Origin of the sequence: Gloeocapsa sp. PCC 7428 (assembly GCF_000317555.1) — a bacterium.
Taxonomy (GTDB): domain Bacteria; phylum Cyanobacteriota; class Cyanobacteriia; order Cyanobacteriales; family Chroococcidiopsidaceae; genus Chroogloeocystis.
The window spans coordinates 931,506-952,762 of the sequence record NC_019745.1; the positions used below are offsets into that span (position 1 = coordinate 931,506).

General features: G+C 42.5%; 14 protein-coding genes. 7 read left to right on the plus strand and 7 right to left on the minus strand.

The features are described from left to right. Positions 1-9: 9 nt before the first annotated feature. The 3 genes from GLO7428_RS04140 to GLO7428_RS04150 all read right to left on the minus strand — a co-directional run bounded on the left by GLO7428_RS04140 (position 10) and on the right by GLO7428_RS04150 (position 5,043). Positions 10-1,137, minus strand: a complete 1,128-nt coding sequence (locus GLO7428_RS04140; RefSeq protein ID WP_015187305.1) for a calcium-binding protein — start codon at positions 1,135-1,137, stop codon at positions 10-12. Positions 1,138-1,733: 596 nt separating this feature from the next. Beyond that, positions 1,734-3,266 (minus strand): tyrosinase family protein, encoded by a 1,533-nt coding sequence (locus GLO7428_RS04145; RefSeq protein ID WP_015187306.1) that lies wholly within the window; start codon positions 3,264-3,266, stop codon positions 1,734-1,736. Positions 3,267-4,152: 886 nt separating this feature from the next. Beyond that, a complete protein-coding gene (locus GLO7428_RS04150; RefSeq protein ID WP_015187308.1) occupies positions 4,153-5,043 on the minus strand; it encodes a tRNA (5-methylaminomethyl-2-thiouridine)(34)-methyltransferase MnmD in 891 nt (296 codons plus the stop codon). 112 nt (positions 5,044-5,155) lie between these two features. Between GLO7428_RS04150 and GLO7428_RS04155 the strand changes: the two genes are divergently transcribed. Next, positions 5,156-6,028: a sulfurtransferase gene (locus GLO7428_RS04155; protein WP_015187309.1), complete on the plus strand. Its 873-nt coding sequence runs from the start codon at positions 5,156-5,158 to the stop codon at positions 6,026-6,028. 16 nt (positions 6,029-6,044) lie between these two features. Here GLO7428_RS04155 and GLO7428_RS04160 read toward each other — a convergent pair whose 3' ends face one another. Beyond that, entirely contained in the window at positions 6,045-7,613 is a 1,569-nt protein-coding gene (locus GLO7428_RS04160; protein WP_015187310.1) for an outer membrane beta-barrel protein, read from the minus strand. A gap of 394 nt (positions 7,614-8,007) precedes the next feature. Here GLO7428_RS04160 and GLO7428_RS25870 point away from each other — a divergent pair, with 394 nt between their 5' ends. Then, positions 8,008-10,329, plus strand: coding sequence for a FecR domain-containing protein (locus GLO7428_RS25870; RefSeq protein WP_015187311.1), 2,322 nt, complete (start codon positions 8,008-8,010; stop codon positions 10,327-10,329). Between the two features lie 45 nt (positions 10,330-10,374). On the opposite strand, the gene GLO7428_RS04170 is transcribed toward GLO7428_RS25870, so the two are convergent. Continuing rightward, positions 10,375-12,777, minus strand: a complete 2,403-nt coding sequence (locus GLO7428_RS04170) for a serine/threonine-protein kinase (protein ID WP_015187312.1) — start codon at positions 12,775-12,777, stop codon at positions 10,375-10,377. Positions 12,778-13,582: 805 nt separating this feature from the next. Here GLO7428_RS04170 and GLO7428_RS04175 point away from each other — a divergent pair. The 3 genes from GLO7428_RS04175 to GLO7428_RS04185 all read left to right on the plus strand — a co-directional run bounded on the left by GLO7428_RS04175 (position 13,583) and on the right by GLO7428_RS04185 (position 16,721). Continuing rightward, positions 13,583-14,104 carry an NYN domain-containing protein gene (locus GLO7428_RS04175; protein ID WP_015187313.1) on the plus strand — a complete coding sequence of 174 codons (522 nt, stop codon included), beginning with the start codon at positions 13,583-13,585 and terminating at the stop codon, positions 14,102-14,104. Positions 14,105-14,171: 67 nt separating this feature from the next. Beyond that, positions 14,172-15,761, plus strand: a complete 1,590-nt coding sequence (locus tag GLO7428_RS04180; protein ID WP_015187314.1) for a 2-isopropylmalate synthase — start codon at positions 14,172-14,174, stop codon at positions 15,759-15,761. A gap of 84 nt (positions 15,762-15,845) precedes the next feature. Then, a complete protein-coding gene (locus GLO7428_RS04185; RefSeq protein WP_196797455.1) occupies positions 15,846-16,721 on the plus strand; it encodes a class I SAM-dependent methyltransferase in 876 nt (291 codons plus the stop codon). A gap of 189 nt (positions 16,722-16,910) precedes the next feature. Here GLO7428_RS04185 and GLO7428_RS04190 read toward each other — a convergent pair whose 3' ends face one another. Beyond that, positions 16,911-18,353, minus strand: coding sequence for a cation:proton antiporter (locus GLO7428_RS04190; RefSeq protein WP_015187316.1), 1,443 nt, complete (start codon positions 18,351-18,353; stop codon positions 16,911-16,913). A 259-nt stretch (positions 18,354-18,612) separates the two neighbouring features. Between GLO7428_RS04190 and GLO7428_RS04195 the strand changes: the two genes are divergently transcribed. After that, positions 18,613-19,386 carry an SIMPL domain-containing protein gene (locus tag GLO7428_RS04195; protein WP_015187317.1) on the plus strand — a complete coding sequence of 258 codons (774 nt, stop codon included), beginning with the start codon at positions 18,613-18,615 and terminating at the stop codon, positions 19,384-19,386. A gap of 153 nt (positions 19,387-19,539) precedes the next feature. On the opposite strand, the gene GLO7428_RS04200 is transcribed toward GLO7428_RS04195, so the two are convergent. Next, positions 19,540-19,899 (minus strand): single-stranded DNA-binding protein, encoded by a 360-nt coding sequence (locus GLO7428_RS04200; protein ID WP_015187318.1) that lies wholly within the window; start codon positions 19,897-19,899, stop codon positions 19,540-19,542. 195 nt (positions 19,900-20,094) lie between these two features. On the opposite strand from GLO7428_RS04200, the gene ldpA reads away from it, so the two are divergent. After that, complete coding sequence (gene ldpA / locus GLO7428_RS04205) at positions 20,095-21,255, plus strand: circadian clock protein LdpA (protein WP_015187319.1); 1,161 nt, start codon at positions 20,095-20,097, stop codon at positions 21,253-21,255. Positions 21,256-21,257 lie beyond the last annotated feature (2 nt).

Below are 21,257 nucleotides of genomic sequence, written 5' to 3' on the forward strand. Positions count from 1 at the left end.
AAATTAGCTTTAGCTAGTAACGTAGATACTACTAGATGTTAAGTCAGGAACACCGACTAAAATTGCTAACTGGACTTGCGAACCAGTACCTAATACACCATCAACATCAAAATACAACGCGCCAGAAGATGTATCGTAAATAAAGCGATCGTCAGCTTCGGTTGCTGAGGTTCCAAATTGTAACTGTCCTGGTAACAATTCTCCTTCTACAAGTCCACCACCAAAACCACTTGCAGAAACATAAATTTTGTGATATCTGTCTGCTGCGAAGTTAGTAATTGTATCTATTCCATCAGTTGGTTTACTAAAAATAAAGCCGCTATCCCAATCGCCTCCGATCAGAGTATCATTTCCCTGACCACCTTCCATTCCAGCAATTCCACTTAAAACATCATCACCATCACCACCATAGAGGCGACTGTAACTACCTGTTATAGTATCGTTGCCTTTGCCACCGTAAATTGTACTTTCATCACCATCAAGTAAATCGTCGCCGTCACCACCATCAATGTAAACTGAAGTACCGCCAGTGATAGTGTCGCTACCTCTACCACCGTACATTTCAGCATCATGACTAGCATAGAGATAATCATTGCCATCACCGCCATCCATGTATATTGTGTCGTCTGGGTTATCAAAAAATCCGACGTGGCTGCCAACTAAGCGATCGTTTCCAGCGCCTCCATAAAGTTTATCTTTGCTACCACCCTTAAGCGAGTCGTTACCAACTCCGCCATAAAGTGTATCGCTGCGCTTGTCATTACTACCATTAAGCTGATCGTTACCAGCAAGACCTCTTAAAACATTTCTACCGCTATTACCAGTGATGATATTGTCTAGTTCGTTGCCTGTACCATTAATATTGCTGCTTCCAGTTAGTACCAAATCATTCACATAAGCGCCCAGCGTGTAGCTTACAGAAGATTTCACCGTATCGTGAGCGCCGCCACCAGAATACTCAATAATGACATCAGTAGTTGTGTCTACAATGTAAACATCGCTACCTGTACCACCAATTAAAGTATCGATTCCTGCACCACCATTTAAAGTATCCTCACCTTCATAACCGTAGAGCTTATCGTTGTTTGAACCACCTTTTAAGTTATCGTTACCAGCAGTTCCTTTAATTATTGCCATATTATATTAAACTCCAGTATATATTTATCAACCTTCTGTTTTTCAGATTTGTTGGCTTATGTTTTAGCTATCATCTACTTTGTTTTCTTTTATTCATAGTTTTATTTGTTGTTATAAAGGTTTGCGAATATACTAAATAAATACCCCAATAAATACTAGTTTTTTATTTCTTCAAAGCCTGTATAACTATTTGGCAATTAAGTTGCAAAAAACTAGAAGTGCTTTATACAAAATAGTTATGCAATCTAAGCGAGGTATTCTTTTATTTCATTAACCCAATATTCTTAAGTTAAGAAACAAAGTTAAGAATTTTAGATGAAATTATCTTGTATTAGCACTCCTATTCAGTTCAGTCTGATATTTTTAACATTTTCTTTTGATTGCAAGATAATTTAGTTGATTGTCAGTAATTTAACTGCTTACTATCGAATGTATTAATTTTTTCGCTAAATTGAATCAACGGCAAAAAATATCAGACCAGCAATATGCCACAATTCTTGTAACTCGTCTTTAGGTGTCAGGTGGTGGCTATCCCTACATTGCAGTTTTGATTTTGTAAATCGACATTTTCTTCCAGCGTGATGATGGTAGATTGATTAATTGGTAGTGGTAATTGTCACGCGTTCAAAGCGAACGACTCCTGGCACTTCTCTAGTGCGCTCCGTTCTTTGTATTAGATTCATCTCTCCACCAGGTGGAACGAAAGTAACTGAGATAGAATCTCCTGTTATTAGATTAAGTCGCTGTAGCTCGCTTACCGCTTCAGTAATATCAAGACTAAAGGTGGCTTTTTGAGGATGCGCAAATAGTGCTAATCTGCCTACATAGTAAGGACTGTTGCGGTCTGGAGGAACTCCTTGTGGGAGGTTAATGTAAACCTCATAGGGAATTGAATTTCTGGGGTTATATTCAACCTTCTCAACGTTGAGTGTGACAGAACCTGCTGTTATGGTTCTAGAACTACTAAATGGTCTTACTCCTTGTGACTGTGGGAATCGTAAATTTAGAGTCACTGGAGCTTCTCTGAGTTCTACCAACATTTGCTGATTGTTCATAGGTGTTGTCGCTAACAGTTGAGGAGTTGCAGTTATTTGCTGTGTAGAGCGGTTAGCATCGCTCATTCCATTTACCAGCACTTGGTTTCCCAAGGGGGCGTCGTCATATCTATAGTTTAGTTGCTGCACTGTATTAAGGATATCTCTACCACGCATTGTCACTTGTCTGGCATTTTCATCAAAGAAGGTAAAGCGATCGCTCATCCAATCACTATCATTGGTAGGATTTGCTCTTCCATTACCTAACAAAAGCCACCGTTCCCACAACCGGTCAATGTTTGAATGATGGAGCCAAAAAATTGGATCGCGAGCCGCCATTTCTACCTGACGCATCCAACCACTGCTACCACCAACAACAACATGAACTTGGTTATGTGGTCGTCCCTCCAAAAGTCCTCCCCCAGAACCTCGGTGCATTGCACTTGTAGCTCTTCGACCACCAAAGCTTTGCTGTCCAGAACTGGTATGAAAGAAGTTTGTACGTTGAAAAGCCCCCTCGTAACTGACTTCAGCTGATGCTAACGCTGTCGTACCTTGGTTAATCCCAGGGGCGCGCTGTTCTACATAGAGCGAATTGGTAGAGCCATCAGGTAGTAGTCGATTCCGAAATGCTTCAGGTAAAGTCCGCTGATCGGGAAAATCTGAATAATTCCAGTATGGAAGCGCTAAAGTCGAATCGCCAGACGCCTGACGTAGAATTCGCTCGAAGTAGTATAAATACATTCGGTGCCAAGGAAAAAAGAAAAAGCTTCCGTGATTGCAAGTACCCCATGCTGTCAATCTGCGCGACTCGTTGCTGGGAATACCATGCATATTAGCTTGGTAAATCCAGCTTGTCGGGTTAGAACTAGACCGCGACTGCATCACCTGAATTCCTCTTCTTAAAGCTGCAATTTTTGTAGGCGACTGCATGAATGTAGCTATATTTTCACGAACATAAACAGAGCTTGTTTGTGCCGTGGCTTTACTTGCAAAAAGTTCGCTAATTAGTGGCACACTTCCTACACCAGCAGCCCCAGCAGATAAGAAGCTGAGTAGCCTTAAAACTTCGCGTCGCGAAAGACTAGAAGACATAATTCCCCCAAAAAATTGTAATTTATTGGTAAATACCGCTGCATTTAAGCGGTATGTATTAGTGCTGTGTTAATTTCGCAGCAATACTGTTTAGCAAGATGCTTATATTTGTCGAATTAATAGCTGTTAAAAACAAAATTAAGCAAAAGCATTCGTACCTCTGTATTGCCAGTTAACAATTGCATCATGAGGTCATGTATTACTATTTTTATTTTAATAATCGACAAGTAAGTGCAACAAATGAGTACGTTTGATAGCTATTTTTTTACCTATAGCTATCAGATAAGGTAACGATAAACCAGAAGTTTAACTATTGAAACTTTTATTTGCTGGTATTAAAAAAGCTACTTATTAACGTTACTTCTAGCTAAAGAAAGCTAATCCTTTTAATTTATCAATCCTTGCTACTGCTACTTTAGCAGCACCAATCAGCCGAATAAAAATTACAGGAATATTACTCATAGCGGCTCTAGTGCAAAATACACTCACCGTCTTCAAGATTTGCCAACAGGAAAAGCCTGTAAACATTTCACTCCTCCCTGGTAGGAAGAAACTTAGTTATGTAGATGTACAAAGATAACAATATATCAACTCGTATTACGAACTAAATAATGTTTTTTTTAGTTCCTTTATTTATGTGAGATGCCCCCTATGGGAATTATTGAAACATTTGAATTTATAGTTTCAACTTGCTTAAATCTAAGATAAAGAAAATGGAAAAAATAAAATAGATCTTTCATCCATTTTTACTATAACTTTATTTCACTAGCCTATTTGCTAGAAATTGTTAAAGTTTTAATGAAGAAACACACAAGTTTGCATAAGTTTAGTTTGAAGTGATGAACACAGTATTTAGCTCTTTAAAAACTTAATGAAGTATTATTAATTAAGTATTTTGTAGAGCGTTTTTACTATTTTTTATAGTCTGCTTTCGCCACTGTGATGTTGACATTAATGAGCTTGCGTTTTGTTCTTGCTGACGTCGTTGCAAAATAACAGTAGCTGAATCGCTTAATTGTGGATCGCGGTAAGGAATCGCCGCACGCGTGAGGAGATACTCTTGTTCTTCTGGCGATAATGTAGGGAGATCAATGGCTTCCCAAGCCGCTACTGTTCCTGGCGATCGCCTTCCGACGGGTGGTGTCGAACCAATTTTTAACCCAGTTTGGATCAACGCGGTACGAACCGCCGCCGCACACGAATACGTCGCTAAGCGTCCATGAGGAGTTAAGCATAAAGCAACCTGCTGGAGAAATTCTACTGTCCAAAGTTGCGGGCAATGTGGTGGTGAGAAGGGATCGAGAAAAATAGCATCAGCTTGAAAGTTGAGTTGATGTAATGTTTGAATTGTCTTTCGGGCATCACCAATGAGTAGCGCTGCTTTACAATTGCTTGTTTGTACTTGATGTTTGTTTGCTAATTGAGTCAGAACTCGCGGTACGGGTTCATCCCAAGATTGCAGCAGTTGATGCGCGATCGCTGATTTTGGGACATCTGGATTCGACTCTAAACCGACAACCTCAACGTAGCAACGAGGATTCACTTGCCAAATTGTTGCTAAAGCCGCTGCTGTGTTATAGCCCAAACCGTAGCAAATATCTAATATCCGTAATTGAGGTTGCTGGGCTTTGTATTGCAGTTGCGTTGGTTCGACAAACTTTCTTTCAGCTTCCTGACGCGCTCCGTATTGACTGTGAAACGCTTCATTAAATTCTGCGGAAAAAAACGTAAATGAGCCATCGGCGGTAGGCTGGGGAACAAAATCAACGCTTGGCATAATAACTATTACACATAGAATATCTTTAAGATTGGAAATCGGTAACTGGTAATTGGTTATAAATAGCGATTACTAAGTGCTTCCCATTACCTCAATTTAAAAATTGTGACTTATGACCGACTTGCAATCAGTAGTTTCTACAAAATGGCTGTTTGAACACTTGGAAGATCCACAAGTGGCGATCGCCGATTGTCGTTTTTCACTTGCCGAGCCACAACTTGGTTATCAACAATATCAAAAAAGTCATATTCCAGGAGCTTTTTATTTAGATTTAAACCAAGATCTTTCAAGCCCTGTAGCGCCACACGGCGGACGTCATCCGTTACCTGATCTGTATAAATTCGCGCACAAGTTATCACAACTGGGTATCACTTCACAAACACTTGTCGTCGCTTACGATGATTCGCGCTTTGCTTTTGCAGCACGGTTATGGTGGCTATTACGTTACTTAGGACACACTCAAGTCGCTGTTTTGGACGGTGGTTTCACTGGCTGGCTAAATAGTGGCTATCCTGTGACTGATATCCTTCCTGAATCCAAACTCGGTGATTTTGTGCCGCGAGTTCAAGTCGATCGCGTTGTTGATATAACAACAGTTAAAGCTCGTAAAGACGATCCTGCGGTGGTTCTTGTCGATTCGCGCGAAAGCGATCGCTATTCTGGAGAACGCGAACCTATCGATCCAATTGCAGGTCATATTCCTGGTGCCGTCAATTATCCTTGGCAAGAGGTTTCTGACGCGCAAGGTTACTTGCGATCGCCTACCGCACAACGCGATCGTTGGGAAAACCTCAAATCTGCGGAGGAAATTATCGTTTATTGCGGTTCTGGCGTGACAGCGTGTGTCAATTTACTTTCTCTGGAGTTGGCTAGAATTGATACCGGAAAGCTTTATGCTGGTAGCTGGAGTGACTGGTGTTCTTATCTCCTCGCTGAACCACCAACCGAGGAAACTCAAAATAAAAGCGATCGCCCTAGTTCTTAACTATTATTTCCTCGTATTAGAAACGCCCTAACTCAACTGTGTAAGTCACACTCAAAAATAAGTTATCAAAATTAACATTTGGGTCAGAAGAACCACCCAGTGTTACTCCTGCTTGGAGATTAAATTGGCTATTGCGCGAAGCGGCGTAAGTTAAGCGTCCGAGTAAGCGGTGAAATTGATCTTCGCGATCGCGTTGGGTAAAATCTGATAAGGCGAACTGGTAATCCAGACCAACTAAGAAATTACGTTGTAAGTTGTAGCTTAACGAGACTAATAATGAATTGATGATCCGACTGCGAGTTTCCGGTTCGGCATCGCTCAGACGTAACTCATACAAGCTATCAAGCCGTAACCTGTCGGTCAAGCGATCGCGTCGTCGCAGCACAAAGCGCAGTGCATTTTCATCCAAAAAGCGATCGCCAGACTCCAAACGAAAGAGTTGCTGATTAATCCAACCAACCTCACCAAACATTTGCGGTGAAAATCTTTGACGAATTCCCGCCCTGAAACGCAACTGGTTATAATTCGATTCAGATTGCTCAATATAGCGAATCAAACTCCCATCGATCGCGGCGATGATATCCGTATTCTCTCCCAACTTCGGCGTTGTAATGAGCGTGATACCTGACGAGAGCAAACCGCCTTGAATCGGATCTACTCCTGAAAATATGTTGTTTGTTTGGAAGTAACCAATTTGAGCCAACAGCGAACCGAGTTGGGGTGATGATGGTGGTGGACTAACAATGTCTGCAAGCGTAGGCTGTCCTCTGGATTCTCTGATGCGCAAAGTTCCTAATTCTGGATCAGGCGATTGCCTTTTTATTTCGCGTATGCGCAATCTTCCTAGTTCTGCATCGATATCTGATTGCGATCGTCCTTCTAATTCACGCAAGCGCAATTCGCCTAATTCACCATCGGCTGGTACAGATAATCGCTGCTGTGCATCCTGTGCCATTTGTATAGGGTAAGGTGTAGGAGCAAGTAGATTAAGCTTATAATGCTGCTCATCTAATTGCTGCACTGCACAAGAAGCCGCGATAGATGAGTCAAAACGATTTTGTTGCTGAAGAAGGAACTCTGTAGTTTGCTTAGACGTCAGAGCATCCGCAGAACTTGAATTAAATACTGTTGAGTGTTCTAATGTTGTTTTTGCCGGAGTCTTCAAATTCTCTATTAATGCTAGACTGTCTTGCTTCTCAGCAAGTTGATTTTGAGAATGAATCGGGACAGCAAATTCTTGCGATTTCGCTTTGTAACTGTCAGAGATTTGACACTCGGAAGAAATGAAAGTCTTTTCTGGATTCACCAACGAATTCGTTGTAGAAACACATGAAGAGTTATTTGTCTTTTCTTGGTCTATTGAGGATATTTCTGTGGTTCCCAAGTAATTTATTTGACAATTGTTTTGAGGCGCTGCAACGACTATACTAGAATTGAGCAACATCAGACTAGTGGTACTGGCAGTGAAGAGCGACAAGACGGATAGCTTCTTATAATCGGCTTGCAGTAGTTTTTGCCAGTATAAGTTATGACGTAAACCGGACAGCCTTTCAAGCTGCCACACCGTAATAGTAGCTGTATACATTAGTTTATTCACAGTATATAATTATACATATATTTCACTATCGGTCAAATAATTACAAAAATTTACATATCAGAGTTCTATTTTCCGAACCCAAAAATATTGCGAGCGAGGCGTAACATTAGCTACTTCAAGACGTACTTAGTCAGAAAAAATGTTCCTGATTATTACTAGGAGAGTGAAGAGTAATAGATCGCTGATTAAAATGAGTAGATGCCAATTTAATGCTTGAGAATTTGCTATTTCTTGACAGCTTCTGTAACTATGTAATTTGACATGATGAAACTTGGAAATCAGAAACCGCGTCTGATTACTTTGGCACTTGTTCACCCTTTTTAGGCACTAAAAGCCATGTCTCGCAAGTTTGTCCTCATCCTTACCTTTGTTTTTTTGGAGCATGACGCTGCCAATAGCTAAGAAGGCTAATGCTGAAACTACTCTGACACGAGCCGTAGTGCAAAACATACGTAATTTAGTGCGTCTACTTCCACAAAATCGCACACCACGTCCAGCCCGATTGTCAGATGCCATGCAGCCTGGAGATGCTTTGTCTACAGGTCATTCCTCCTTAGCGGAACTACGCTTTAATGACGGTTCCTTGGCAAGGATAGGAGAACAAGCCATATTCCGCTTCATTGCACAAACACGTAGATTCAGGTTATCAAACGGAACAGTACTATTACTCATTCCTCCTGGAAGAGGAGTCACAGACATCCGAACGCCAAATGCAGCTGCTGCAATTAGAGGGTCAGCATTATTTGTACGTTATATACCCGAAACAGACACAACAATTGTTGGGGCTTTAACAGATAGTAATATTGAAGTTTTTAATCAAAGCGCTTCTCAAAGCGAAGTTCTCGAAGCTGGGCAAATGGCGGTTGTTGTCAATGACACAATTGAGCAGTTATACGAGTTTGACCTCAATACTTTTTACCAAACGAGCGATTTAGTACAGCAGCTGAATCTGAATCGACCAAATCCTAATCCTTCAGCTGATCCGGCACTCTCTAGTGTACAAGCAGAAACTGCGGCTGCTGCTGCTACAAAGCCACCAGTTAGAGGCGAAGGAGTAGTTGAAAATCCACCTTTTGTTCAGTCTCCTAGTAATTCAGCGCGAGAATCGCAACAAAACCAAGGCAACAATACTTCAACAACACCATCGCAACAAAATCAAGGCAACAATACTTCGACAACACCATCGCAACAAAATCAAGGCAACAATACTTCGACAACACCATCGCAACAAAATCAAGGCAACAATACTTCGACAACACCATCGCAACAAAATCAAGGCAACAATACTTCGACAACACCATCGCAACAAAATCAAGGTAACAATACTTCGACAACACCATCGCCCATTGGGACTCCAAGTGGGAACAACTCAACTAATACAGAGAATCCTCCAAGTGGAGCCAACAGCGGTAATCAGCAACTTCCTGGCAATGGGTCTAGAGAGGAAATTGATGATGATAATACTGCACCAGTAACCCCACCGTTAGAAAATAACACGCCAATCACACCGCCTAGTAATACCACCACTCCACCAACAACGGGCGAAAGTTCCATTACTCAACCTATTAATGGTGGCAACACCACACCACCACTAGACCCTGCGGACAATACGCCGCCAACGGATACAGATACTACGCTGCCAACCGATCCTGCGGACAATACACCACCAACGGATACAGATACTACGCTGCCAACCGATCCTGCGGACAATACACCACCAACGGATACAGATACTACGCTGCCAACCGATCCTGCGGACAATACACCACCAACGGATACAGATACTACGCTGCCAACCGATCCTGCGGACAATACACCACCAACGGATACAGATACTACGCTGCCAACCGATCCTGCGGACAATACACCACCAACGGATACAGATACTACGCTGCCAACCGATCCTGCGGACAATACACCACCAGCGGATACAGATACTACACCACCAACGGATACAGATACTACGCTGCCAACCGATCCTGCGGACAATACACCACCAACGGATACAGATACTACGCTGCCAACCGATCCTGCGGACAATACACCACCAACGGATACAGATACTACACTGCCAACCGATCCTGCGGACAATACACCACCAACAGATACAGATACTACACTGCCAACCGATCCTGCGGACAATACACCACCAGCGGATACAGATACTACACCACCAACGGATACAGATACTACGCTGCCAACCGATCCTGCGGACAATACACCGCCAACGGATACAGATACTACACTGCCAACTGATCCTGCGGACAATACACCACCAACGGATACAGATACTACACTGCCAACTGATCCTGCGGACAATACACCACCAACGGATACAGATACTACACCGCCAACTGATCCTGCGGACAATACGCCGCCAACGGATACAGATACTACACTGCCAACCGATCCTGCGGACAATACACCGCCAACGGATACAGATACTACGCTGCCAACTGATCCTGCGGACAATACACCGCCAGCGGATACAGATACTACACTGCCAACTGATGTTGAAGACAACGCACCATTACCTACAGACACTGAGACGACTCCGCCATTATTAGATGACGTTAGTCCCTTACTGATCGATGAACCGAACCCTGTAGGAAATGATGTGAATTTACCAACAGATTTACAACCGGAGTCAGAACTGCGATCGTCCGCTATTTCGTATCGCTGGCAAAGATTCTTGCTGCGCTAGCAAAATAAATTGCTACCAGTAGTAGAGCAAATGTACTAGTTTAAACTACTGCGGTGGCAAAACAATAGTAGAACTTGGATCGGCGATCGCTGTTGATGCAATACTCCAAGGAGTTGTGGGAGTATCAGAATTCTCGACAGGTAAGCTATCTTCTATTTTTGAAGCGCCGGTGTGCCAACTTACTAATTGCTCAAGCGCAGACAAAGCCTCTAAAGCAGATTGATAGCGTTGAGTAAAATCATGGCGCACCATTTTACACAAAACTGTGGCAAAATCGTGACTTACTTGGGTTTTGTGCATCCAAAGTATTTCTCCGGTATCTGCATCGAACTGTAACTCATGAGGAGATAATCCTGTTAAAGCTCTAATCCCTGTCATTCCCAACGCATAGATGTCACTGCTAAATTTCACACGTCCAGCACATTGTTCAATGGGGGCATAGCCTTGGGTACCGATTCCAATTGTCAAGCTACTTTGTCCCTCTTGGTCTAATACTTGGTTGCTTACTTCTTTTACCGCACCAAAGTCAATCAAAAAAAGCTTACCGTCAGAGTGTCGGCGAATGATATTACTGGGTTTGATGTCGCGATGAATTACGCCATGACGATGAACAAATTCTAAAGTTTGTAGAAGTTCGTGTAAGATTTGAATAACTGTAGCTTCTTGTAGTTGTCTACCTGGAGGAAGTTCCTGGCTGAGGGGATGACCAACAACTAATTCTTGCACAAGATAGAATTCTTCACCTTCATCAAAGTAAGCCAATAGTTGAGGAATTTGGTCGTGGGTTCCTAGTTTTTCTAAAGTTTCTGCTTCTAATTGAAATAATCGTTTAGCAAGTTGCAAGTGTTTGGGATTATTGCTAGCTAATTTAAGCTGTTTGACAACGCATAGTGGACTCCCTGGACGTTGTTTGTCTTCGGCTACATAGGTTTCACTAAAGCCACCAGCACCTAATACTTTGACAATTTTATAGCGTCCGCCAATGAGCTTTCCCATTGTTGCTAGCTCGCGCTGCTCTAGTAAGTACTGTAAGTCATCTTGCTGGCTAATAATCTCCTGCACAATAGGCGAAGATGCATAGCGTTCTAAGCTACGGTGCAAACTCATTTTTCTTAATCTTTCACTCGCTGCACCTGTACCTAAATAAGAAAAACTCGCGAGGGCGATCGCAACTAAGGGAACTGCAACCGGAAAGTAAACACCACCATAGATAAAACTGAAATAACTGATACTTACCCAACCAAGAATAATTCCTGCTGTCGATGCGCATTGAAAAATGGTGCGCTTGGATTTCCTAATTAAAAACGCACTACCACCAACCAAAAATAGGATAAATAAGCTGCGGGTGTTGGTATGAGGAATTCCTTCGGCGATCGCGCGGTTATTTAATAAAGTTGCGATCGCGTTTGCTTGAATTTCTACTCCTGACATTCGTTGCGGATACAGCCAACTCTTGGCAAATGGTGCGCCATGAAAGTCTTGGAGTGAAGCTGCTGTCGCCCCAATCAGGACAATTTTATCTTTGAAATATTTTCCTTGCTGTAAATAGGTATTCCAGTTTTCCGGATCTAATACGTGCCAAAAAGAAATCTGTTCAAATGTCCCTGCTGGACCATAAAAATTAATATACTCGGCTTGCGGTCTAACAAAATTAGGATTTACGGCTTTGACAACAGCTTCTTCAAATGAAGGGAAATCTTGAAGTTCTGCTAGTGTTTCTTGTGGATATTGCGCTTGTTGTGCTAATAGCTTGGGAAAAGTACTGGCAAACCGATGAATTTTACTGTCTGCTTCTAGCGGAAAATTGATTGTACCAATTGCTGACGGATTTGTCCAAAACAGGCGTTCAGGCGGTACTAATTGAATTAAGCTTCCTTGATGAATTTCAGCTTCTGCATATTCGGCAGCTAACGCTACTTTACCAGAATAGCGGCGCAGTACTTGCGCTAATTGCTGATCGTCATCGGTTCCGTAGCTACTTGGATTTGTCAACAAAATATCCAAAGCAACAACTTTTGCACCTGCTGATATTAACCGATCGACGACTTGCGCATACGCACTACGTCGCCACGCCCAAGCTTTCAAAGGTTCTAAGTAGGCATATTTTTGGGGATCTTCCTGCAACAATTGCTTCGGCATTGATAATGATGGTTCATCAATTGCCAAAATGACAATATCCTCTGGTGGTGCTACTGGACCGCGCAGTTCAAAAAACATCGTTTGCACGTGCGATTCCCACATCTGAACAAGTCGCCAATTTCCACCCGTCGCGATCGCAGCAGCAATTGCCCAAGCTACAGTAAGAATATGTCCGACCCAGGCAAGGCGCAATGATTGACGTGCTGTTAATAGCGCTGTAATTTTCGTCGTTGCGTTATGCACTTTAAGCGATCGCTTATCAGTTGAGTCTTTTTTCTGGAGCTTGGATGCTGTATCGTGTTGTGTCATATCTTGCCTGGAAGCTTACTCTACCTACAACGACCTGATTTTGTCTTTTCTAAGTTAATCTCTCAAGATTTCAACATCAACCGAATTTGGCTATGATATGCATAGATTAAGCACAATAGCATTTATACTTAGGCTCTAAAAATATCTGGTACTATGTACCTTATCAATAATTTTATTCAATGATGGAAAATCTCGAAAATTAGAGAATTCTCATATGCTATCTACTTTTTTATGTAAATCTACTCGCGGTGATTAGCACAAGCAGCGACTTAAATAGCGTTAGCATTAATATATAGAGCATAGCTTCTATCAGAAATTTCTCTAGGGCATAGAGACTGTTATAATTCAGCCGATGAGACTAAAGCGACATCTTAGATTTGTATTGGTGACTAAACTTATTATGTCTTATTATCAGTTTATACACTGCCCAGGAGGTGTTCCTGAGCTACGTTGTTGAAGCGCATATTTGTAATATTAGTAGCTATACAGACCATTGAAGACAGCCACAACGCGTCCTTCGGTAAATAACCGTAGTAACAAGTAAGCTAAGGTCGAGCGAAATCCTATGTAAAAGCATTGAATTGTGGCAAGCAATGCTTACAAGTTAAGTAGTCATAGGGTATTCATTAGCGAAAGATAAAAAGACAATTGTATATTATCTGAAACAGCAAAGGAATTACTAAAAAATGCGGCAGATTTTGCGGCTTCGAGAAAATATATTTTATTCAAATATTTCAAATAATATCAGCAACAACAAAATTCGATAAGGAAAAGAACTATCTCTAAGATCTTAGGTTTAACTTTTATGGCATGCTTAATAAACCGCACGTCTATTTTTGTAGACGGCAATAATATGTTCTATGCACAACAAAAAAATGGTTGGTTTTTCGATCCAAGAAGAGTATTGGAATATTTTAAAACCGAGCAGCCAGAGACGATCTTAATTAATGCTTTTTGGTATACAGGTCTAAAAGATCCGCAAGATCAACGCGGTTTTAGAGATGCTTTAATTAGCTTAGGATATACAGTACGGCATAAAATTCTTAAGGAATATTATGATGACACCTCTGGTCGCTATTCGCAAAAAGCGAATCTAGATATCGAAATTGTGGTCGATATGTTCAACACAGTCGAACAGTACAATCATGTCATTTTATTTAGTGGCGATGGAGATTTTGAAAGAGCAATAGAACTACTACGCTCAAAAGATACTCACATTACAGTAGTATCTACAGAGGGAATGATTGCCCGAGAATTGCGTAATGCTACTGATAGATATATTGATTTAAATGATATTCGCGAGTATATAGAAAAAGTAGATTATTAATCAAGATTTATTGGTAATTTTAGCGTTTATTTAAGTTTACACAAACAAAAATACAACGAGGAGTACTATGCACAGCAAACAAGACCGCATCATTATCTTTGATACGACATTGCGCGATGGCGAACAATGCCCTGGTGCTACGCTCAACGTCGAAGAGAAAGTTATGATTGCCCGCCAGTTGTCACGGCTAGGCGTAGATATCATTGAAGCTGGATTTGCATTCGCTAGCCCTGGAGACTTTAACGCAGTACAACAAATTGCCGAAACCGTTGGGACTGAAAATGGTCCAGTGATTTGTAGTTTGGCAAGAGCAATCAAAGACGATATTAAAGCAGCCGCAGAGGCATTAAAACCAGCAGCTAAAGCCAGAATTCATACATTTATTTCGACATCGGATATTCACCTTGAGTACCAGCTTAAAAAAACGCGATCCGAAGTGCTGGCGATCGCCGAAGAAATGGTCGCCTATGCTAAATCGTTCATGGACGATGTGGAATTTTCACCGATGGATGCTGTGCGCAGCGATCCAGAATATTTGTACCAAGTACTCGAACGCGCGATCGCCGCTGGGGCAAAAACAATTAATATTCCTGACACCGTAGGGTACACGACTCCTAGCGAATTTGGCGCATTAATTCGCGGTATCAAAGAAAACGTCCCCAATATCGACCAAGCAATTATTTCAGTTCACGGTCACAATGATTTGGGCTTGGCTGTTGCTAACTTCTTAGAAGCCGTCAAAAATGGAGCGCGACAACTCGAATGCACGATCAACGGTATTGGAGAACGTGCGGGAAATGCGGCGCTAGAAGAATTGGTTATGGCGCTACACGTTAGACGACAATATTATAATCCTTTCTTAGGTCGCCCAGCTGATTCAGAAGAACCTCTAACAAATATTGATACGCACCAAATTTACAAAACTTCGCGCCTTGTTTCTAACTTAACAGGAATGCTGGTACAACCAAATAAGGCGATTGTCGGGGCGAATGCTTTTGCGCACGAGTCCGGAATTCACCAAGATGGCGTGTTGAAAAACAAGCTGACGTATGAAATTATGGATGCTCAGTCAATCGGATTGACTGACAATCAAATCGTCTTGGGTAAGCATTCGGGACGTAACGCTTTCCGTACGCGTTTGAAAGAATTGGGGTTTGAACTGTCGGAAACCGATTTAAATAAAGCCTTTTTGCGGTTTAAAGATTTAGCAGATAAGAAAAAAGAAATTTCCGATTGGGATTTAGAAGCGATCGTCAACGATGAAATTCAGCAAACACCAGAACTATTTCGTTTAGAGTTTGTACAAGTTTCCTGCGGCGATCGCGCGTGTCCCACCGCAACAGTTTCGATTCGGACTCCCGAAGGCGAAGAATTGACCGATGCGGCAATTGGTACCGGACCTGTCGATGCGGTGTATAAGGCAATTAACCGCGTGGTGAACGTCCCCAATCAACTGATCGAGTTTTCTGTCCAGTCAGTAACTGCGGGGATTGATGCGATCGGTGAAGTGACGATTCGCCTGCGTTATGAAGATCGCGTGTATTCTGGTCATGCAGCGAATACAGATATTATTGTTGCTTCAGCACAAGCGTACGTTAACGCCCTCAATCGTTTGTACGCTGCAATTCAGAATAAGCAGCAGCAATTAACTGTGTAAACTCAAGGTTGATAATTGGTGATTGGTAATTGGGAAGATTTGTGGGTTAAGTATCTTGCAATACCAGAGTAAAAATTTGGTACTTTGGCAAGAGATTTAGATTTACTATTACCCATTACCCATCACCTAACCCCAAAAGGTGTATCTCATTTACTCACCATGCGCGATGATATCTTTGCCAAAGAACAACGATTCCATGACGAATGGGCTTCTACAATAGATGTCGAAGGAATTCAAGTCAGAGACTATTTTGAAGCTTGTACCGCCCCAGAAAATCGCTTCATTCTCAATCATCTAGGAGATATTAGAGGCAAGTTATTATTAGATTTGGGTTGTGGCGCGGGTGAAAACAGCGTCTACTTTGCGAAAAAAGGTGCAAAATGCGTTGCAGCAGACTATTCACCAGGAATGGTAGAAGTCGCATTGAAGCTAGCCGAGACAAATAAGGTAAAAATTCAAGGCCGCACGATGAATGCGATCGCGCTTGATTGTCCTGATAATACCTTTGATATTGTTTATGCTTCAAACCTGTTGCATCATATCCCCAACCCCCGCGCCGCAATTCGCGAAATGCATCGCGTTCTCAAACCAGGCGGAAAAGCATGTTTTTGGGACCCTTTACGCCACAATCCTGTAATTAATGTTTATCGACGCATTGCTACAAAAGTGCGCACCGAAGACGAAATGCCGTTGGACATCAGTATCGTTGATTTTGTGCGATCGCACTTCTCAAAAACAACTTACGATACATTTTGGCTAGCCACTTTATGGATCTTTTTACGCTTTTACTTAATTGAAAAAGTCGATCCTAACAAAGAAAGATACTGGAAGAAAATTATCATCGAACATCAGCGACTAGCACCCACATATCAGCGCTTAGAAAAATTTGATACCGTTCTTAAAAAACTGCCTCTTACAAAACGCTTTGCCTGGAATATCGCCGTTGTCGCCACAAAATAGATAATAAGGAAAGGGGCGAGTCAGGAGTGTCTAGTAGCTAGTGACTAGTAGTTAGTTTTGAGTTTTGGAAAGCGCAGCGTGCCGGATGGCACTATTTTGAATTAAAAGAATTATCTTAACTCAGCACTTATAACTCCCAGTCTCCCCATCTCCCAGTCTCCTCTGCCCCCCTGCTTTTCTCTTCTACGGTTATCGATTTGCTGCCCGATCTAACTCAGAAACTGCTTCCACAGCTTCAATCCCTGGTTCTGAGTCAGGAAAGACAAACCGCAGCAAAGGTGGTGCTAAAAACGTCGTCAAAATGACCATCATAATAATCGCTGCTTCCAGAGGTTTAGAAAGCGCACCACTCGCCGAACCAACTCCAGCAAAAACAAGTCCGACTTCACCTCTAGGAATCATCCCAACACCGATCGCCAAACGATTGATTCCAGGTTGACCAAATACAGCTAAGCCTGTGACAACTTTACCGATGATGGCGATCGCAATTAAGAAACTCGCAATCACTAAACCTTCGCGATTTGTCGGATTCGCTGGGTTTAACACTCCTAAGTCAGTTTTTGCACCCACAGTTACAAAGAAAATTGGCACTAGAATATCAGCGATCGGAATGACTTGGCGTTGCAATTCTTTGCGTTTATCCGTTTCATCCAACACCAATCCCGCCGCAAAAGCCCCTAAAATCGCCTCCAAGTGAATCGCAGCTGCTAAGTACGCCATAGCGTAAGCAAAAATTATTGCTGGTATGACAATGCCGCCGCGAGTCTTAAACAGATCCACTACCGAGACAAACGTTTTATTGAATACTTTACCCAGAAGAACGGCACCGATTAAGAAACCACTCGCACTGAGGATCAAGTAAACAACGTTGCTGACATCAATTTCACCAGTTTTTGCCAAGCTAGCAACAACTGCCAAGACGATAATGCCTAATATGTCATCAATAACAGCAGCACCCAAAATAATTTGACCTTCCTTGGAATTAAGTCGCCCTAGTTCAGATAAAACCTTCGACGTAATTCCAATACTCGTTGCCGTTAAGGCTGCTCCGGCAAAAATTGCTGGTACAGCTGAAATTCCAAAAAAAGCCATCAATCCCGCAGTACCAGCCGCAAAAGGGACAACTACCCCTACCACTGCAACTAGGGTTGCTTGAATACCAACATCAAGCAATTCCTTTAAATTCGACTCCAGACCAATCTCAAACAGCAGAATCACAACACCAATTTCTGCTAAGACACTTATGACATCATTTTGGTCGCGAAACACAGCTACTGCTAGATCAGGAGTCAGACCCGCAGTAGATTCCAGGAATCGAATAATTAAAGAACTTGAAGGGTCTACCCCAGCTTCTGGAAAAGTCAAAAGATGTAAGGCAGAAACTCCTACCAGCACTCCAGCCACTAGTTCTCCCAAAACAGGTGGTAAACCAACACGGTTTGAAATTTCTCCGCCTATTTGGCGAGCCAAATAAATAACCACTAAACTCAGCAGTACTGCTGTTAGCAACAGTGTTCCGTACTCTGATTCTGACGAAGCTTCTGTCGCAGTTTCTGTTGCGCTTGCCAGCAGATACGTGCTGTTTCCCCACCCTGGGAGTTGCACCAACCAGGTTAAATTAGGCAATTGCATTTACCTTCCAATGTGTGTACAAAAATCATTCTTTTTACTGTACAAGTTTGCTAGCCAAATTAGGAGTGGTTATTGGTGACTGCGTGAATAGGTTTTTTTTATACTTACTATCAAAATGACACTACCCACTTCCTGATTTCTAACTAATTGTAAGTTACAAAAACTGTAACAATTGCAACATCACTTCGGTTTAATGCCAAATTAGAAAGCACGTCAGCAACGACGCAATATTCAGCTAGCATTCAGTGTGAGGCAACGAATGAGTCCTTCTTATGTAAATTCTACAAGTGAAAGTAGCAATAAATATGTTCGCCAGTTTATGAATCCGTTACGCGAAGTATTTGTAGTAACAGGATTATTTTGTTTAGCATTAACTTCTCCTGTGATGGCACAACCGCAATCACCAGATCAAATACGTACTATTACTGTCAGCGGTCGCGGGATGGAATCAATTCCTACGACGTTGACTCAAGTGCGTTTGGGCGTTGAAGTACAAGGGAAAACTGCGGCTGAAGTTCAACAAGAAACTGCCCGACGCTCATCAGCTGTTGTCGCTTTACTCAAGGCGCGTAACGTCGAAAGACTCGAAACTACGGGTATTACTCTTAACCCAGTTTATAGTTATAGTAATAATACACAGCGATTAACCGGATATTCTGCAACAAATATTGTCAGTTTTCGGATTGCGACAGAAAGAACCGGAAATTTGTTAGATGAAGCGGTAAAAGCGGGAGCAACCCGCATTGATAGTGTGAGTTTTATCGCCACCGATAGCGCGATCGCCCAAGCGCAACAACAAGCTTTACGCGAAGCCACACAAGATGCGCAACAACAAGCGAATACCGTATTAAGCGTCTTGAATCTTTCGCCTAGCGAAGTCGTCAGCATTCAAATTAATAACGCTGGTACGACCCCGCCACCGCCTATTCCTTTAGCGCGTCAAGCTGCTATGGCTGATAGTGTTGCAGCTACTCCTATCGTCGGTGGCGAACAGCAAGTTGAAGCAACAGTGACGCTGCAAATTCGTTACTAAAAAGGGTGAGGAGTGAAAAGCGAGCATTAGTGATTAGTGAGAGAGTAGGAGTGTAAGAGCGTTGTAAAGTGGGATAGACGAAGATGCTATTTTACCCGCCTACCTACCTACCTACCTACGCAACCGCCCGCCTACTCCCCTAACCCCTGACCTCTAAAAGTTGTCGTCACCGCTAGAAAAATTAGCGTTGCTATCTTGTTTAGAACCTAAAAGGTCTAGTTTGTCCACAAGAATAATCGGTGATGTGCGCGTTGCGCCTGTGTTGCGATCGCTCCAGGTGTCAAACTTTAAAGCGCCTTTAACGCCAATTAAACTGCCTTTGTGGACATAATTACCCGCAACCTCTGCGGTTTTCCCCCATAATTCCAGCGTAAACCAATCAGGTTCATCGCTATTACGTGACTGCCGTTTTACCGCCAACGTTAACCGACACTTGACGCTTCCAGATTCAAAATACTTAATATCTGGTTCGCCACCAACACGACCTACTAAGGTTACAACATTCAGACTCATTGCTTTTTCCAGTACAGATGTACTCTTTTATAGTGTAATGATAATAGACAAAAAGAGAACCAATCGCGTTTCACTTTTCTAGCACACGAATAGTGCGGTAGGCATTCCAACCTGCCTTAAATAGCCTTCAAAAATTCTTTTATTTAATCTGACTTGCAAGCTGCTATTTTTGACGTCACACATTAGCATAGAAGTGTGACTGATTTGTATAAACCCTTATGCTCCTTGAAAGAAGGTCACTGGTTTAAGTTGATCTGCGGAGCTAGTTTTCAACATCTACCTGCGGTTAGAAATTTAACATTAGCTTACACGTTGGCTGGCGTTGACTGTATTGACGTGGCGGCTGATCCTGCCGTCATTGCAGCAGCGCAAGAAGCGCTAGCAGTTGCGGATTCGCTAGCTAGTGATGCTCAGCAGCGAGGTTTTGCTTACCAAAGTCGCCCGTGGTTAATGGTGAGCTTAAATGATGGAGAAGATCCACATTTTCGCAAAGCGGAATTTAATCCAGAGGTGTGTCCAGTAGCGTGTCCTCGACCGTGTGAGAAAATTTGCCCCGCGCAAGCCATTGTGTTTGACCGCGATCGCAACACCTTTTCTGGCGTGGTACAGGATCTGTGTTATGGCTGCGGTCGTTGTTTGCCTATATGTCCTAGCGATTTAATTTACACGCGCGCGTATGTTTCTACGCCTGGGGCGATCGCCCCGTTAGCTTTATCAAGAGTTGATGCACTTGAAATTCACACGCAAATAGGACGAATCACTGAATTTAAACGACTATGGCAAGCAATCAAACCGTGGCTTAACAGGTTAAAGTTAATAGCAATTAGCTGTCCTGACGGAGACGGCATGATTGAATATTTGTGGAACCTGCATAATATTATCAAACCGCTACCCTGCCCGTTGATTTGGCAAACCGACGGACGACCAATGAGCGGTGATATCGGTGATGGCACCACATTGGCTGCAATCAAGTTAGGGCAAAAGGTACTCGCAGCCGGATTACCAGGATACGTACAGTTAGCTGGAGGAACGAATGATTACACCGTTGCGAAGTTGAAAGCGATCGGACTTATCAAGGGGTCAGGAGTCAGAGGTCAGAGGTCAGAGAAAGCGAATAACTCCAAATCAAAAGTAACATCTCGCTCCTCGCTTCTCGCTCCTCGCTCCTCTATTTCCGGTATTGCTTACGGTAGTTACGCTCGCGTTTTACTTTCACCTATTTTAGAGCAACTAGAACAAAAGTCTATGAATCAATCTACTGTGGTGCCATCGCTTCGTCTAGAAGATAACCGAGAATTACTTTGGCAGGCTGTTAAGCTAGCAAATTCTTTGGTTTCTCAGCTAAAGTCAGTGTAAAA